Annotated in this window: 14 protein-coding genes; 3 read left to right on the top strand and 11 right to left on the bottom strand. The window is 44.5% G+C overall.

Annotation, left to right across the window (positions count from 1 at the left end; genetic code table 11):
- Positions 1-71: 71 nt before the first annotated feature.
- Positions 72-506: a BrxA/BrxB family bacilliredoxin gene (locus ACN6KS_RS03100; protein WP_440961318.1), complete on the bottom strand. Its 435-nt coding sequence runs from the start codon at positions 504-506 to the stop codon at positions 72-74.
- 116 nt (positions 507-622) lie between these two features.
- Positions 623-2245: a two-component system sensor histidine kinase NtrB gene (locus ACN6KS_RS03095; RefSeq protein ID WP_143812417.1), complete on the bottom strand. Its 1623-nt coding sequence runs from the start codon at positions 2243-2245 to the stop codon at positions 623-625.
- Positions 2246-2523: 278 nt separating this feature from the next.
- On the opposite strand from ACN6KS_RS03095, the gene ACN6KS_RS03090 reads away from it, so the two are divergent.
- Entirely contained in the window at positions 2524-3792 is a 1269-nt protein-coding gene (locus ACN6KS_RS03090) for an NAD(P)/FAD-dependent oxidoreductase (protein WP_094877195.1), read from the top strand.
- A 67-nt stretch (positions 3793-3859) separates the two neighbouring features.
- Here the strand turns inward: ACN6KS_RS03090 and ACN6KS_RS03085 are convergent, their stop codons facing one another.
- The 3 genes from ACN6KS_RS03085 to ACN6KS_RS03075 form a co-directional block, all read right to left on the bottom strand.
- Positions 3860-5140 carry an ABC transporter permease gene (locus tag ACN6KS_RS03085; protein WP_143812452.1) on the bottom strand — a complete coding sequence of 427 codons (1281 nt, stop codon included), beginning with the start codon at positions 5138-5140 and terminating at the stop codon, positions 3860-3862.
- Positions 5119-5859, bottom strand: coding sequence for an ABC transporter ATP-binding protein (locus tag ACN6KS_RS03080; protein ID WP_179281789.1), 741 nt, complete (start codon positions 5857-5859; stop codon positions 5119-5121). Before ACN6KS_RS03080 ends, ACN6KS_RS03085 begins: the two co-directional genes overlap by 22 nt.
- A 201-nt stretch (positions 5860-6060) precedes the next feature.
- Positions 6061-7404 (bottom strand): MFS transporter, encoded by a 1344-nt coding sequence (locus ACN6KS_RS03075; protein WP_440961317.1) that lies wholly within the window; start codon positions 7402-7404, stop codon positions 6061-6063.
- Between the two features lie 344 nt (positions 7405-7748).
- Between ACN6KS_RS03075 and ACN6KS_RS03070 the strand changes: the two genes are divergently transcribed.
- On the top strand, positions 7749-8216 hold the full coding sequence (locus tag ACN6KS_RS03070; RefSeq protein ID WP_042123913.1) for a MarR family winged helix-turn-helix transcriptional regulator: 468 nt from the start codon (positions 7749-7751) through the stop codon (positions 8214-8216).
- A 114-nt stretch (positions 8217-8330) separates the two neighbouring features.
- Here the strand turns inward: ACN6KS_RS03070 and ACN6KS_RS03065 are convergent, their stop codons facing one another.
- From ACN6KS_RS03065 to ACN6KS_RS03055, 3 genes are all read right to left on the bottom strand, one after another.
- A complete protein-coding gene (locus ACN6KS_RS03065) occupies positions 8331-9839 on the bottom strand; it encodes an MDR family MFS transporter (protein ID WP_094874764.1) in 1509 nt (502 codons plus the stop codon).
- 24 nt (positions 9840-9863) lie between these two features.
- Positions 9864-10424, bottom strand: coding sequence for a GNAT family N-acetyltransferase (locus ACN6KS_RS03060; RefSeq protein WP_094874765.1), 561 nt, complete (start codon positions 10422-10424; stop codon positions 9864-9866).
- Positions 10425-10608: 184 nt separating this feature from the next.
- Positions 10609-10890, bottom strand: a complete 282-nt coding sequence (locus ACN6KS_RS03055) for a hypothetical protein (RefSeq protein ID WP_094874766.1) — start codon at positions 10888-10890, stop codon at positions 10609-10611.
- 228 nt (positions 10891-11118) lie between these two features.
- On the opposite strand from ACN6KS_RS03055, the gene ACN6KS_RS03050 reads away from it, so the two are divergent.
- Positions 11119-11598: a GAF domain-containing protein gene (locus tag ACN6KS_RS03050; protein WP_094874767.1), complete on the top strand. Its 480-nt coding sequence runs from the start codon at positions 11119-11121 to the stop codon at positions 11596-11598.
- 199 nt (positions 11599-11797) lie between these two features.
- On the opposite strand, the gene ACN6KS_RS03045 is transcribed toward ACN6KS_RS03050, so the two are convergent.
- From ACN6KS_RS03045 to ACN6KS_RS03035, 3 genes are all read right to left on the bottom strand, one after another.
- Positions 11798-14230 carry a glycogen/starch/alpha-glucan phosphorylase gene (locus ACN6KS_RS03045; protein ID WP_094873601.1) on the bottom strand — a complete coding sequence of 811 codons (2433 nt, stop codon included), beginning with the start codon at positions 14228-14230 and terminating at the stop codon, positions 11798-11800.
- 97 nt (positions 14231-14327) lie between these two features.
- Positions 14328-15431, bottom strand: coding sequence for a glucose-1-phosphate adenylyltransferase subunit GlgD (gene glgD / locus ACN6KS_RS03040; RefSeq protein ID WP_094873599.1), 1104 nt, complete (start codon positions 15429-15431; stop codon positions 14328-14330).
- A 122-nt stretch (positions 15432-15553) separates the two neighbouring features.
- Positions 15554-16717: a glucose-1-phosphate adenylyltransferase gene (locus ACN6KS_RS03035; RefSeq protein ID WP_094873597.1), complete on the bottom strand. Its 1164-nt coding sequence runs from the start codon at positions 16715-16717 to the stop codon at positions 15554-15556.
- Positions 16718-16962 lie beyond the last annotated feature (245 nt).

The raw sequence follows: 16962 nt of genomic DNA, 5'->3' as shown, positions 1-16962 counted from the left end.
GCTCTTATATTTTGAAAAATCCCGCAACAGCCGAATTACCGACTATTGCGAGATTATATGGAATAACTTTTTTACTTGCAAAAACGATCAAAAACTTCTTTCAACTCAGCAGCAATTTCAGCAGCTGAACGATTCTCAACACTATGGCGTTCAATAAAATGAACGAGCTCTCCATCCTTCATCAATGCGATGGAAGGGGAAGATGGCGGATAAGGAGCAAAATATTCACGCGCTTTAGCAGTAGCTTCTTTCTCTTGACCTGCAAACACTGTGAACAAGTAATCCGGAGCGATCTCATTTTGCAATGCCTGAGCTACACCAGGACGGCATTGTCCAGCAGCACAACCACAGACCGAATTCACGACTACAAGCGCCGTACCTTTTGCGGTAGGAAGAGTGGCTTCCACCTCTTCTGGAGTCATAAGCTCCTGAAACCCAATGCTTGTAAGGTCATCACGCATAGGCTGAATCGAATCTCTCATATATTGATTAAAAGACATGGACATTTCTCTGCACTCTCCTTCACTAATTACTGTTTTGTCAGATAACATTACAGCAGTACTTACTAACTTTATTATACATTCATACTCTGTGAAAGCAAGAGATGCTGCAGTAACCTGATTCAATCCGCAAGCATAGCTTCGCTATATTCTTCCTTTGCTAAAGGGAAGGAGATGGTAAATACTGTACCCTCCCCTTCTACAGAATCTACAGTTATTTTACCGTTATGCCGTTCCACAATACTGAGACACAAGGATAACCCTAGACCCGTTCCCTCCCTTTTTGTTGTGAAAAAAGGGGAAAACAACTTCTCTCGTTGACTTTCCGACATACCGATTCCTCTATCCCTTACAATCAGCTCCACCTGATCCTGATTACTGTGTGTTTCCAGTGTCAGAATCCCCTTGGATCCCATAGCCTCCATGCCGTTGCGGCCTAAATTAAGGATAAGCTGCTTTATTTCCCGAACGTTTAACTCCAATTCATGGATGGATGCGTTCAGCTTTAACTCAACACTTTGACCACGAAGATTAGCATCCGCCCATAGCAGCGGACTGACTTCTTCTATAACTCGGTGTAAAAGCACCTTCTCCTTATCGGATATCCGGCTCTGCGCCAGCGATAGGAAATCGTTAATAATGCTATTCGCCCGATCCAGTTCCTCGAGCACGATCTGATAATAAGAATCCAAATCATCCGAACTCTTTTCTCTCATCAGCTGCAAGAATCCACGAACTACCGCCATAGGATTACGAATCTCATGGGTAATTCCGGCAGCCATCTGCCCTACTAAGCTCAAACGTTCCACATGGTCAAGCTCAGAACGGAGTTTCACTTCATCCGTAATATCCTGTGCAATGAGTACCACTCCACTCGTTAATCCTGAGTTCTTATGCATTAGTGGTGCTGAATAAATTTGATAGATCCGCGTTCCATGAATCATTCGCTCATGGGAACGCCGTTTATGCTGAATGTTATCCCGTACCCGCATATATGCATCAGCATCCGCTGAACCATTAAAAAACTCCCTAACCGGCTTGCCAATAATATCTTCCCTTCTCAAATTGGGATAATGAATTCGTGCCATTCCCAACATACAATCATTAAGGTCGGTCACAACTCCGTGATCATCCAGAGACATAATACTGAGAGGTACTACATTTGTAATCTGCTGCAGCTTCTCAGACTCCCACTGGAAATTATCACTTATACTTTCCATATGTACTTTAGCCCGCCAACTACTCCAGACCATTTCAACAAAATAAACAAAAATACCACCTAGCGCGATCGTGAAAAAAAGATACACAGTAATCAAAAACGACTCGCCAGAATGGGCTTCATATATATTTTCCCCACCTATAATAGGTACAAGTGCAATGAACAACATGTTCGGACAAAGAACCATCCATAACATTCCTATCTTCTCTACCACTGTGCCTTTCTTAAAAGGCTTAGCCAGCCCAAATAGCAACGGATATAATAATATTCCTGAATTTAATATCATATTACTTATTCCGGTTGGCTCTGCAATGATTATATTGCAGACAAGCAAACAGATGGACAACAGAATCCCTGAACGTACAGTTCCATATAAAATACCGATATAAGCAGGGATCATTCCTAAATTCAAATAAGCAATACCGAATAAAGTCGTCGAAAGAAGTGAGCATAGAATAAGGCTTAACGTACACGCCAAAACCAAAAAAGTTTGATTATCCGGGAAACTACCTTTTTTTCGAGCCACAAGCCCCCGGTCCACCCACCACTGAATCAGAAAAAGAAAGGAGCATGCTGCCGATATTTGCAATAATATATCCTTAATTGCGCCAATAATTACAATCACACCCCAAAATGGACAAATTGCCCTACATGTCTAGATTAAAGCACAGGATCACTCTTCTGACAACGAATTATCACTAAGTGGATGGACAAGACTGGTTACATGAGAGTCAGAATGGTATGATTCCGTTAGGAAAACACGAAGTAACACCCGTGTCTTAACATGTAAAGGAGTAAAATTTCATGAGCAACTTCGATGTGATCGTCATAGGTGGCGGCCCTTCGGGATTAATGGCAAGTGTAGCCGCAGCAGAACACGGGGCATCCGTGCTACTGATCGATAAGGGAGCTAAGCTAGGACGAAAGCTCGGGATATCTGGTGGCGGACGCTGCAATGTAACGAACGTCAAGGAGAGAGATGAGTTAATCTCCTATATCCCGGGAAACGGGCGGTTTTTGTATAGCGCCTTCGACCATTTTAATAATCAAGATATCATTGCCTTTTTTGAAGGCTTAGGTATTGCATTAAAAGAAGAAGACAACGGACGGATGTTTCCCGTCTCCGATAAAGCCTCCAGCGTTGTCTCCGCCTTAATCAACAAAGTACGGAGCCTAGGTGTGCAGATTATGACAGATAGTCCTGTCTCACATGTAATATATGAAGAAGGGGCTGTTAAGGGTGTTCAGCTGGGCTCCGGCAAAACGATTTCCAGTGCTGCCGTAATCATCGCCACCGGAGGAAAGTCCGTTCCTCAGACTGGCTCTACAGGAGATGGGTACCCATGGGCTGAAGCCGCAGGCCACACCATTACTGAGCTATTTCCGACAGAGGTACCGATTATTTCACGGGAAGAGTGGATTAAATCCGGTGAGCTGCAAGGATTGTCGCTACGCGATGTGGCACTAACTGTCTGGAATCAAAAAGGAAAGAAGGTCATTTCTCATCGCGGAGATATGATATTCACCCATTTTGGATTATCCGGGCCAATTGCACTGCGCTGCAGCCAATTTCTGAGACAGGTCCAGCGTAAATCAGGGACTGACACTGTTGAGATGTCCATCGATCTCTTCCCTGATCTGAACTTGCAAGAAGTGGAATCATTGCTGCAAGACAAGCTGGACCAGGAGCCGAAGAAAGCGATCCGCAATTCACTAAAGGGGCTGCTGCCAGAACGTCTCATTCCCCTCTTGTTAGCTAAAGCTGACCTGGATGGAGATATTACGGGGCATCATGTATCCAAGAATGGATTGCTTGCGCTAGCAGGCATCTTGAAAAGGATGCCCGTTAATGTTCATGGTACCCGTTCCCTATCCGAAGCCTTTGTTACAGGCGGCGGCGTAAATCTGAAAGAGATCGATCCCAAAAGAATGGAATCGAAGCTTATGCAAGGGTTATTCTTCTGTGGAGAGGTACTCGATATCCATGGCTACACTGGTGGCTACAATATAACAGCCGCATTCTCTACTGGGTATACAGCAGGCAAACATGCTGCTGACCTTCGCCTTAGCTAATGCGGTGCAACTAAAAACAGCGTGAATTGAGAAGCTTCTCAATTCACGCTGTTTTTAGTTCTATCTATCAATCTTTGCCCAGCCGGAACGTACCAAATATTCTGCTGATAAAGAGTCCAACCATGTATCCAACCGGAATGAACAAGATGAGCCCCCACCATCCATATAAAGAGAGACAGATCAGTGCGGAGGAAATCATGGTAAAGGGAAGCAATAAGATAGGGACCGCATGCATACCTGCTTCAGCTTTTTGTTCTTTCGTAAACGGAAGGATCCCAATGTAATCATCACCAACAAACAACGACCAGAAAGAGAACAGCCAAAACGTCATAAGCGATGTTAAGACTACAAATCCCAGCCATTTGAACCCCGATGGAATGATAAGGATCGCTACAGCGGACACGGCTGTAAAAGCAAAGTAAAGCTTCAAATGGGCCGGATTCCGCACTAGTGCCTTAATCGCTGCCGCAGAGAACCGGCTCTCGGCAGTCTTTGATTTAAGCAAAGGCTGTGACTTCCGGAAAATCCACGGCTTATGGCGAGTCGGACGAGGTTTATCCAGAACATTGCGAAGCAGTATGGCTGCTATCTTCATTCGCTGCTTGTAGTCTTCGCGCACGTCGTTCATAAATGTCCCACGCATCACTAAGCGACAACGGAAGGCGATTATTGCAACGACTGTAAATACAACCGCACTGAGACAAATGAAGAGCGGATGATCACTCCAAAGGCTAGCTACTCTGAAATAGATAGCGTTCGGGACGGAGATCGCCAGAAACAGCCACAACCAGCGCCGCCAACCATGCTTTTGTACTTTTACAAGATGTCCAAGTAACTTAACACACCAGCTGCACGCCAAGGTCAGAGCGAACAGCGCCCACACCTCCGATGACGTCATCTCAAATCCCCGAATCAGAAAAGGCAATAACAGTGCAAAAGCCACAACGAACTTCAGCGATGTTACAATCAGGCTGTAAAGTAATCCTCGAAATACGATCGTATTTATCCAGCGCTGCCTTTGTCTAAGAAATAATAGATCGCCTTCCTGCAACAATAGCACCAAGCCCCCATTGCAGATCAGAAGTACTAATAATGAAAGAATGAGCATAAACGGCAAATTTTCGCTCCAAGCCGGTAGCCCCTCATTCCAGAATCCATAATACAACCGCCCGCCCAGAAAACCTCCGGGAATAAGAATATATAAGAGCACGGTCCAATCAGCCGCCGTACGGATAATAGCGGATTGCTCACGCCAATGAGAGAATAGCCGCCGTCTGAATAATTGTTTGGCATTAGAAAAAGCAAATGCCCGCTTGCCCTGCTTACTCATGTCAGTTCGTCGAAGCAATCAAACAACGACGCCTCCGGCAGCCCAGCATAATCGCGTATATCTTCGAGTGTTCCCGAGGCGGCAACCTTTCCCCCGGAGATCAGTACGAAATCATCGCATATTTTCTCTGCAGTATCCAGTACATGTGTGGACATTAATACACCAGCTCCACGCTTCCGCTCCGCTTCCAGCAGCCGCAGGAAATCTTTCGTAGCCCGAGGATCTAAACCAATAAATGGCTCGTCCACAATATACACATCCGGCTGTACCAAAAAGCCAAGCATTAGCATCATTTTTTGTTTCATGCCCTTAGAGAATCCAGCTGGAAGATCATTGCGCACATGGCCCATACCAAACTGCTTCAACAGTCTTTCTGCAGTTTCTTCGAACTGTTCGTACTTCAGTCCATAGGCAGCGGCCGCTAAATCCAAGTGCTCCCACAATGTCAAATCCTCATAAAACACAGGTTGCTCCGGTACATAAGCGTATGATTTATTAACTCCACTAAAAGACACCTTAGCCTTGGTATTCTTCAACAAACCAAGCAGGGTCTTAATGGTTGTACTTTTCCCAGCACCATTAGGTCCGATCAATCCGAGCAGTTGCCCTCGCTTCACTTGAAAAGAAATATCGAATATGCAAGGATCTCCCGCTTCATAGCCAGCTTCATCGATCTCAACATCGAGCACAATGTCGTCGTAGCTATCGGTATCCATCATTGTATCTACCTTCTCCATACTCTCCATCTCCTAAAACTTCTAATAGGTACTATTATAAATTGCATTCTCTATTACGTATATGAATGATATTCAAATGATCAACAGAGGCAATCGCAACTTATCTAATCGTACTATATATTTTTCCTGAAAATAATCAAGCTGCTTTTTTCACAATAATAACTTAAGCCCTGTGCAATAGCGAATAAAAGAAACCTCCCATCAAAGGGAGGTCTGTCCTACAAATTCCATGTTATTCGTCGCAGCTATTCCTTCCTGCTTCTTGATCGCCGCCTCATCCCTGCGTTCGATTTTACCACGCAGCATTAACAACCCTAGTCCTAACAATCCTGTAAGCAAACCAGATAGAATAAAGGCAGATACCGGCCCCGATGCTGTCACTAAGGCTCCACCGGCTACAGGTCCTAGAATAACAGCTGCGCTTGTAAGACTGCCAATGGTTCCAAATACACGACCTGTGTATTCCGCAGGTGTCCGTTGCTGGAGCATTGAATTGAAGGGGATAAACGCTAATCCTGCACCCACACCAGCAAACATGAAGGACCCAAACAAAGCAATGTTCATCCAGATTCCCGCTTGGCCATGAGCAGTTACGATTCCTGCACCCGAGAAGACAACGCCCATGATTACAGCCCCTAATCCCATAAAAATAAGCGGATGCTTACCACTGCCTAATCGGCTTACAAGCAGCGCAGATAGCAAGGTTCCAAAGCCACTGGCTGCTACACACCACCCCAGCAGATCTCCGTTCACACCTGGAATCTCCCGGAATAACGTTACAATCTGAGAGTCTCCGATCTGTAGCATTAGCAGCACCAGTACCAACATAACAATGCCACACAGCACTACAGGCATTCCTGCAATCACTTGCAGACCTGCCGACATTTCTTGGCGGAAGGATTTACGTACCTCCGTATCCCCCCCGCTTGTTTCCGTATCTTTCTTCTTAATTGCAGCTGTACGCGGTAATCCAAGCAAAATGATCGCCGATAAAACGAATGTAGCAGAATCGATCATATAACAAACAGATATGCCGAAGGCTGCAACTAGCAATCCACCAAGCGCTGGACCCACAATTTTAGTTATCTGCTCTATAGATGAGCTAAGCGCCATTGCTTTATCCATCTGAGCCACAGGCACAAGTTCCTTAATCTTTCCGCTTTTGGCCGGAGAGAACAGCACATCCATACATCCCTTAGCCAGCAGCAGCACATAAACCTGCCACAGCGAGCCTGCAAATACCAAGCAAATAACCACCGCTGCACGGGCTATATCTGAACCAATCATTATTGCCTTGCGGTTGAAACGGTCACTTAAATAGCCGGCAAACGGACCTCCTAACAGCAGAGGCACAGCCATACATAAAGATAGGGCCGTAATCTCCCATGGCGTAGCATTCCATTTGAATCCTACCATCGTCAATAGTGCCAATATATGCAACCAGTCTCCTATGTTCGATACAAGCTGTGCAGCGATAAGCAACATAAATGGCTTATTCGCGGTTAACTTACTTTCTTTTAAAGCATGAATATGATGTTCCTCCATCCTTCCTTCACTCCCCATTACTATTTCTCGATAAAATAATAGTAAAATATTGGAGAATGAGATTCATCCGTCTCGGGGCGTAAATGGCACTTGAACCGTGGAATGAAATTAATATCCTTTCAGAGACTGAGGTGAAAAACATTCAATTTCAACATATTCAAAAAATTGTTTGATTTTTAATAATTAAAAGTTGCTCATTGTGACAAATCACATGTTCTTCATCCGATCTTTCACGTATTCTATTGTTATCTCAAAGTTCGTTGCACAGGTAAACCGTGCACTAATAGATATGATTACAGAACGTGCGACGAGTTCACATGATTAACGATAAAGGGTGGAGAAGCATGATACAATCTTATGAACGTGATACACAATTAACACTACATTTGTACCGGGTATTTGCCAAATCCTTTAAAAGCATTAATGAGCATGCTGTTACTGGTAGCAAAATTGAAGGTTTTAATCCTACTGCCTTTGCCGTCATGGAAGTGTTGTACTATAAGGGACCACAGCCCATTCAACAAATTGGCGCCAAACTGCTGCTACAAAGCGGCAACGTGACTTACGTAATCGACAAGCTTGAAGAACGCGGCTATTTGCAGCGCAAGCCTTGTCCAAGTGATCGTCGTGTGATTTTCGCGGAGTTGACCGCGGAAGGCGAACGTCTCATGAATGAGATGTATCCGAAATACTCAGAGCGTCTTCATCTTGCTTTCAGCGGACTAAATGATGAAGAGAAGGAACAAATGATCACTCTGCTCAAGAAGATGGGCCTGCAAGCTGAGAAGCTTTCCCCTCTTCCCCGTAAGTAGAGCTAGAGGCTAGGCTGCTTTTTACTTCATATGTGTTAGACAAGCTGTTATCGCACGAAGAAGCCCGACCGGTAAATACCCGGTCGGGCTTCTTTATATGATTTAGAGAATGAGTTATGCCTTTTTCAAAGAAGAAGTAGCATCCTCTACCGAAGGTACACCCTTGCGCAAACCCCAAGATATAATTAGTGATAAGACAGCGAATACTGCCATCACGATGAATAGTGAATGAAGTCCTCCTTCAAGTGCACCACGCAAACTGTTGGATACTTCACCAGACAGGTTAGTTCCTGTATGCGAGCCGAGCAGCTTATTAATATCTTCACCTGTTACGTTTGAATCCGGTTGTTTTCGCAACAGTTGATCAATATTCAAGTTCAGCCAAGAACCAAATATAGCTACCCCAATGGTCTGACCCAGTGAACGGGTAAATGCATTAAGCGCTGTGGACGCACCACGTTGATCGTACGCAACCGAAGATTGAGCGATAATCGTGAAGACCGTAGAAGAGTATCCGAAGCCCACTCCACAGACCAGCATTAAGCCTAAGAGTATTAGCTGCGAAGATTCTCCAGTCAAGAAGACCAGTCCAATTGCTCCGGCAGCAATCATCATCAACCCAAGCATTGCCGTCCGGCGAGAACCCGCGCGCAGAATCATCCGTCCACCTGCTATTGACCCAAGCATCCAACCTACAGACATTGGTGCAAGCAGCAAACCTGAGATTGCAGCGCTTTTTCCAGATACGCCTTGCACCCATAAGGGGATATACGTAGAAAGTCCAATAATTAAGGTACTTACCAGCAGGTTAGCACCCGTTGATACCGCGATGTTACGGTTTGAGAATAAGTTCAGTGGAAGCATAGGCTCTGGTGCACGGCGCTCCACAAACAGAAATAGAATTAACAGGATAACCGCTGCACCCAGTGTTGCCAGTAGTAATGGAGAAGTCCATGCCAGGTTCTGTCCTCCAGTGGACAGTCCAAAGAGTAAAGCCCCCATGCCTGCTGCGAACAGAAGAACACCTGCCACATCGATTTGTGTCTTCCGACGCACCTTCTCTTCTTTCAGATAACGTGCAATAAATACCATAGCCAATATGCCAAATGGAAGATTGAACACAAATACCCAGCGCCAGCTTAAGTAATCTACCACATAGCCACCAAGCAGTGGCCCTACCAAAGAGGAAATCCCCCATACAGAGCTTAGCAGCCCTTGTGTCTTTGCTCTTTCTTCAATGCTGTAAATATCACCGATAATAGTAAAGGTCATTGGAATAAGTGCACCCGCACCGATCCCCTGTATCGCGCGAAACAGGATCAGCTGTTCCATACTTTGAGATATGCCGCATAATAATGAGCCTAGTAAAAAAACAGCCGCTCCCCACATGAATACAGGTTTGCGTCCGAACAGATCACTGATTTTGCCAAAAATAGGTGTAGTAATAGCCATTGCCAGTAAATATGAAGTAAATATCCAGCTCAGCCACTGCATTCCCTGAAAGTCGCCTACAATCGCCGGCCCGGCTGGTCCTGTTACAGTCCCCTCAATGGCCGCCAGAAACGTGGCCAGCAGTACCCCTGTTAATATTAGTTTACGTTCTAAATCCCCTGTTGACTTCAATGTTCCAAACCCTCTCTTTATGTATTAAGTGGATTGCCACTCCTCGCGCAGTAAAGCATAGAGAGCAGTATCCTGAAAGCCGGAAGCGATCTGCCTGTATTGACGCAGTAAGCCTTCCTTCTGAAATCCAAGCGTATGAACCAGCCTCTCCGCACGGATATTATCTGGATGACAGAACGCTTCAATCCGATTCAAGCCCATAATATTGAAACCAAAATCGAGTACAAGACCAAGTGCTTCTTTCATATATCCAAGCCCCCAAAAGGCAGGCGACAGATCACAGCCTATTTCACCACGGTAAGCCCCCTGAAGCTGCCAATGGTTATACCCACAGCTACCTATGACTTCCTCCCCAGGTCCAATAATACTCCAACGTAAGCTCTCCTCTTCCTGAGCCATCTGTGATAGAAGGTCTATAAGCTGCTTCGTCTCTTCTATAGAGGATAATGCCGGTGCACCCAGCCAGAGAGTAACTTCCGGATCAGACCAAACCTGAAATAACGCTGACGCATGCTCTGTAGTCATAGCACATAATTTTAATCTTCTACCGATCAGTGTAGGTGTCACTCCATTGCATAGATACAATTCTCCGCTCCCCCTTCAACTTATCAATTATACATCATTCAAGAGTATATCCTTAAGCTAAAAGTTCTAATTTTTTTAACATAGAAAAGAACAAATTGTATCCTCTCACGTAAAAAGCGCCTGCATCAGAAGGTTAATTCTCCCTTGATACAGACACTTTTATGAAACTTTGAGTTAAATGATTTCATTCTGCTCCCTGAATAACTTCACTACACAGCACCTGAAGTTTGGCTCGAATATCCTTGAACTCTTCAATACCCGTGCCAGTAATACTGTACCCTTCACTATGTGCAGTCAGAAAGTTGTCCAGCGTCAGCTTTTCCAATTCCTGTTTCACTTCGCGTTCTCCTACACGATATCCCATGTCTTCCAGTCCGAGCAGCATCTCCGAGATCGTCACATCTTTATCATGGGCACAATAAAGCATGTGGATTCCTATGAACAAGTTCTGTACATCAGCGCGCATATTCCACTCCTTCTGGCAACAAAGCCTTCGGTATTTACTCTTGCATTACCCTATGACAGTTCATTGGAAACATCACCACAAGGGTTCAGCGCTACAGAGGGAGTTTGACACATCCCAAAATATTACAAATTAATGTTGTGTCTTGACGTACCCCTCATAGCTGTACTATGTTGTTAGTTACAGTTAATGGTTTCATATTGAATTTAAAGTACAGGAAGGTGATGCTTCATGTTTCAAGCTATGCCCTATGATGGAACGCGCAGCGAGCAGTTTGAAGCCGTTCTAATCCAACTCGAAGCATTGATGAAGGACGAACCAAGTGCTACAGCCAATCTGGCTAATGCTTCGGCACTACTTAAACACGCTCTACCGGATACGAATTGGGCCGGTTTTTATTTATTTGACGGCAAGGAGCTAGTACTTGGACCTTTTCAAGGCCTCCCTGCATGCATTCGAATTCCGCTATCTCGCGGGGTGTGCGGAACGGCAGCCGCAGAGCGACGCACACTTGTAGTAGGAGATGTGCATGCATTCCCAGGTCATATTGCCTGTGATGCAGCTTCTAACAGCGAGATTGTTGTTCCTTTACTAAAGGATGACCGCCTGCTTGGCGTGCTTGATATCGACAGTCCGCTTAAGGATCGCTTTGATGACGAGGAACGCCGGTTTCTGGAGCGGTTCGCAGCTTTAGTATCGGAAGCTATCTAAAAATCCTCTCACAAATATATACTTTCTGATAGGTCAAGCATAAACGCCTTCGTCGTCCTCATAAGGACGGTAAGCGTTTAAGCGAGAAATATAAGACATAAAGTATGGTGTGAAACTTATACTTTATGTCTTATATTTTAAAAAAGGCTGTCTTATTTGTAGGGGTTACCTACTTATAAGACAGCCTTTTATGTTGATCCTACAGTCGAACTGGACTAATGTTCCAAATCTCAGCTGCATAGCGACTAATTGTGTTATCGCTGGAGAATTTACCGGAATGACCAATATTAATAATGGACTTCTTCAGCCATTCTTGCCGGTTGCGGTATGCCCGATCAATTTCGACGTGCGTCTCAACGTAACTGGCGAAATCCTTCAGGACAAAAAACTCATCGTTATTATCCAGAAGAGAGTGGAAGATACTCTCAAACTCCGTAGCGTGACAACATATAGGTCCTGGTTTGATTAACTGATCCAGCACTTCCTTCACACGACTATCCCCGTTGTAAATATCACGCGCATGATAACCGCCATGCTGGTAGTAATCCATGACCTGCTCCGCGCGAAGTCCGAACAGGAACATATTGTTGTCTCCCACCATTTCATGCATTTCCACATTTGCGCCATCCATCGTCCCTACCGTCAATGCACCGTTCATCATAAACTTCATATTCCCGGTACCGGATGCTTCTTTGCTGGCTGTAGAAATCTGCTCACTGATGTCCGCTGCAGGAATGATCTTTTCTGCTAGGGATACCGAATAATTTTCAAGGAAAAAGATACGAATCTTCCCTTTAACATCCGGATCTTTATTGACTACCTCCGCAACTGTATTAATCAGTTTGATAATCCGCTTCGCCAGATGATAACTTGGCGCTGCCTTTGCTCCGAATATAAACGTGCGTGGAACCATATCCATCGAAGGATTATCTTTGATTTGATTGTACAAATGCAGAATATGCAAAATATTAAGCAACTGGCGCTTGTAGGCATGCAGACGTTTCACCTGTACATCAAAGATAGAGTCAGGATCGACATGTACAGAATGCTTGCTGTAGATGTACTCTGCAAGACGAAGCTTATTCTGGCGCTTAATACTTGCTACTTGTTCCTGGAAGGAAGCATCCTCACAATATTTAATCAAGCCAATCATTTCTTGAGGATGGCTCACCCAACGGGTCCCTATCGATTGATTGATCAAATTAGCCAGGTCCGGATTGGCATGCAGTAACCATCGCCGATGGGTAATTCCGTTCGTCTTATTATTAAACCGGTGTGGATACATTTCATTAAAAAGCCGCATCTCGCGCTTCATTAATATTTCTGTATGCAGCGCCGCGACTCCATTGACACTATGGCTCGCTACAATCGCCAGATGAGCCATCCGAACCTGATCATCATGAATAATCGCCATCTGCGCAATTCGATCCTGATCCCCCGGATAACGACTCATAAGCTCGCCACAGAAGCGCGCATTGATCTCTTCAATGATAAGAAAAATACGTGGCAGTAGCTCCCTAACCATTTGAATAGGCCATTTCTCAAGCGCTTCGCTCAGAATAGTGTGATTAGTATAAGAGACCATACGCGTCGTGATACTCCATGCCTCATCCCATCCTAAACCATGTACATCCATCAAAATCCTCATCAATTCAGGAATCACCAACGTTGGATGTGTATCATTAATATGAAGAGCAACCTTGTCAGGCAGCGATTCTATAGGAATCCCAAGCTTGGCATAGGTACGCAGAATACTTTGCAGCCCCGCACTACAGAGAAAATACTGCTGCTTCAGGCGAAGCAGCTTGCCTTCGTATTGAGAGTCATCTGGGTACAGAAACTCCGAAATGGATTCTACCGAACGCTTATACTCCAGAAACTTATGATAATCCGTCCCGGCAAAAGAACCAAAGGTTCTAGAGGGCTGGGTAATGGATTCTGCACTCCAGTTCCGCAGTGTATTCACATGCCGGCGATCTGCACCAATGATAGGGACATCATAAGGCACTGCACGAACAGCCTCATATTGCGTATGCTCAAATACGAGCCGTCCGTTCTCTTCGCGGGTCTCAATAGTCCCCCAGAACCTAACTTCAACCTGCTTGTCTTCGCGGCGCACTTCCCAAACATTATCATTCTGCAGCCAATAATCAGGAAGCTCCACTTGATACCCATCAACGATCTTCTGCTCGAACAGGCCATATTTATACCGTATACCACAGCCATGTCCCGCATATTGCAGGGAAGCGAGTGAGTCCAGAAAGCAGGCAGCCAAACGACCGAGACCTCCATTCCCTAACCCAGCGTCCGACTCCTCCTCCTCTATATCCTGCAAGCAAAAGCCAAGGTCCGCTAAACCTTCACGTACTACTTCCAGTACACCCATATTCAGCAGATTGTTCCCTAAAAGCCTACCGATCAAGAACTCCATTGAAAAATAATAAACCTGCTTATCTTTATCGAGCTTATATTTCTGGTTCGTTTCCGCCCAATTTTTTCCGGCGTTCTCACGAATCATGTTGCCCAGTATTTTATAGACATCGGCATTCGAGGCTTCCTCAAGCGGTTTACCTAATTTACCAATAAGGGTCTCACGGAATACCTGTTTGAAAGATTCTTTATCGTTAAACAACAGTAGGTCCTCCTGACAAATGCTTTTATTAGAAGTGCAGCAGACTGTGCCATTAGATCAGACAGGTTAATACTGCTTTGTGCATCTAATCCAGTCGTTAGATCTTGCTGCTCTTGGCGATGACGAATGGACGTTTGCTATCTCCAACAAGAATTCGATTCTTACTCAAATGTACGTCTTTATCCATAATTACATTCTCAATGACCGCATTTTCTTCGATGACGCACTTTTGCATAATTACTGAGTTGATGATCTTCGCTCCCTTACGCACCTGGACCCCACGAAAGATCACGCTATTCTCTACTGTTCCAGCTATAATGCAGCCATTCGCCACCAACGAATTACTGACATTAGCACTTTCCAAGTACCTTGTTGGAGCCTCATATTTAATCTTCGTCTGTACCGGGCTTTCTTTGAACAAACTGAAGTAATTCTCCTGCTGGAGCAGTTCCAAACTGTTCTTATAATAACTCTCTAATGAATTAATTACGGCATGATAGCCATGATATTCGTATGCGGCGATATTAAATTTATGTCGGTTCTTCTGAATCACATCACGGAAAAAATAACTCTCTCCATGCGCAATGCAATGCTCCACCTGCTCCAAGAACAGTTTTTTCTCCATAATGAAGATATCCAGATATAAATTAGGATGGTCTTTCTCATGATGGATATTAGTTACCTTATTCTCTTCGTCTACTTCAATACGCTGGCATAGATCATGTTCTGGCTGCAGTTCTTCAATCTTTTTATACACTACTGTAACGTCGGCACCCTTCTCCAGATGGTAACTGTACAAATCCTGAAGATCAATTGTATTGATATGCTGGCTGCCGGAAAACACGATATATTTAGCAGATCCCCGTTTAAAAAGATCCAGATTGTTATGATAATGCTGTAAGTCCCCGAGAGAAGTATCCGTAGGATCGTTCCAGTCTGGAGGCAAAATGAATAATCCTCCATGCTTGCGGTTCATATCCCAAGATTTTCCGTCACCCAAATGGTCCATTAGAGAACGGTATTTACGGCGGACGAACAGGCCAACGCTCTCCAGGTCTGCACGCATCATATTAGAAAGCACGAAATCAATCAACCGATAACGACTTGCAAAAGGTACGGCTGCACCACAGCGGAAATAAGTGAGTTCATTTAGTTTGTCAAGTTCATGATCCAGATTAATTACACCCATGAGTTGCTTCATCGGAATCCACCGTCCTCTTATAATTTATAAGAAAGTATAAGTTTCACGATATACTTTATCCTTATAAATCTCGCATAAACGCTTACCGTCCCTAGAAGGACGCCAAAGGCGTTTTAGCTTGATTATATGGTTTTGGCTACAGCTGATTTACGTTTTTTGCTTTTGTTGTCGATCAGCAGAATTTCATTCTCATTCTCCCGTTCGATGCCTATTTCCATATAATCGTCGATTACCGTATTCTCACTAATAATCGCTTTATGAATACGTACATTTTTGCCAATCTTGACCTTAGGCATAATCACGGAGTCCGTAATTACACTTCCCTCACCCACTTCTACACCATAAAAGAGAACCGAGTGATTCACTTCTCCGTGCACAATGCAGCCCTCATTAATAATGCAGCCTGACACTTTCGCCCCAGGGGCGACATATTGGGCAGGTTGATTCGGATTACGTGTAAAAATGCGCCAGCTAGGATCATTTAGATTAAGTGGCGGGGTATCGCTCAGCAAATCCATATTCGCTTCCCATAAGCTAGTTACTGTACCTACATCTCTCCAGTATCCTTCAAAAGGGTAAGCAAATAAGGAGTTTCCGTCCTCCAGCATTAAAGGAATGATATCCTTGCCGAAATCGTGGGAGGATCCTACATTCTCTCCATCCTCCAGTAGATGCTTGCGGAGAACCTCCCATTTGAAGATATACACCCCCATAGAAGCTAATGTACTTTTTGGCTGAGCGGGCTTTTCCTCAAATTCGTAAATTTTTAGATCTTCCTCGGTATTCAAAATTCCAAATCGGCTTGCTTCCTCCAGCGGAACGTCAATGACAGAAATTGTGCAATCAGCGTTTCTTTCCTTGTGGTATTGAAGCATAGCGTGATAATCCATTTTATAAATGTGATCTCCGGATAGAATAAGAACATGCTCTGGATCAAACTGATCCACAAACTTAAGATTCCGATAAATCGCATCTGCTGTTCCCCGGTACCAACTGCTTCCATTCTCACGTTCATGCGGTGGCAACACGAATACCCCGCCGTTCTTACGGTTCAAATCCCAATCGCTGCCTACTCCGATGTAAGAATGCAGTATGAGTGGCTCATATTGAGTCAGCACACCCACTGTATCAATACCTGAATTGGAGCAGTTACTTAAAGGGAAATCGATGATCCGATAGGTCCCTCCAAAATAAACAGCGGGCTTGGCAAGCGATTTGGTTAAACCTTTCAATCTTTTGCCTTGGCCTCCAGCCAATAGCATGGCTACCATTTCTTTTTTCTTCATGGAAAAGCCTCCCTTGACTTATGGGTAATATGAAGTTCAGCAAGCACAGGTTGAATGAACAGAAGTTCCAAAAAGAAGTGAATGAACAAGAAATACACTTGAAAGAAATGAGCCTTGATAGGAAGATGGACAAAGATGAGAAAAACGTGGAAGGAAATATAACACGGTCGAATAATCTTCCCTAAAATGGGTAACTTTCACCAAAATCAGGAGATTATCCTTATTGTAAAGTGTTCTATATCCGC

Source organism: Paenibacillus nitricinens, from assembly GCF_052056485.1.
In the GTDB taxonomy this organism is placed as follows: Bacteria; Bacillota; Bacilli; order Paenibacillales; family Paenibacillaceae; genus Paenibacillus_AQ; species Paenibacillus_AQ nitricinens.
This window is presented reverse-complemented; position numbering and strand designations above follow the sequence as displayed.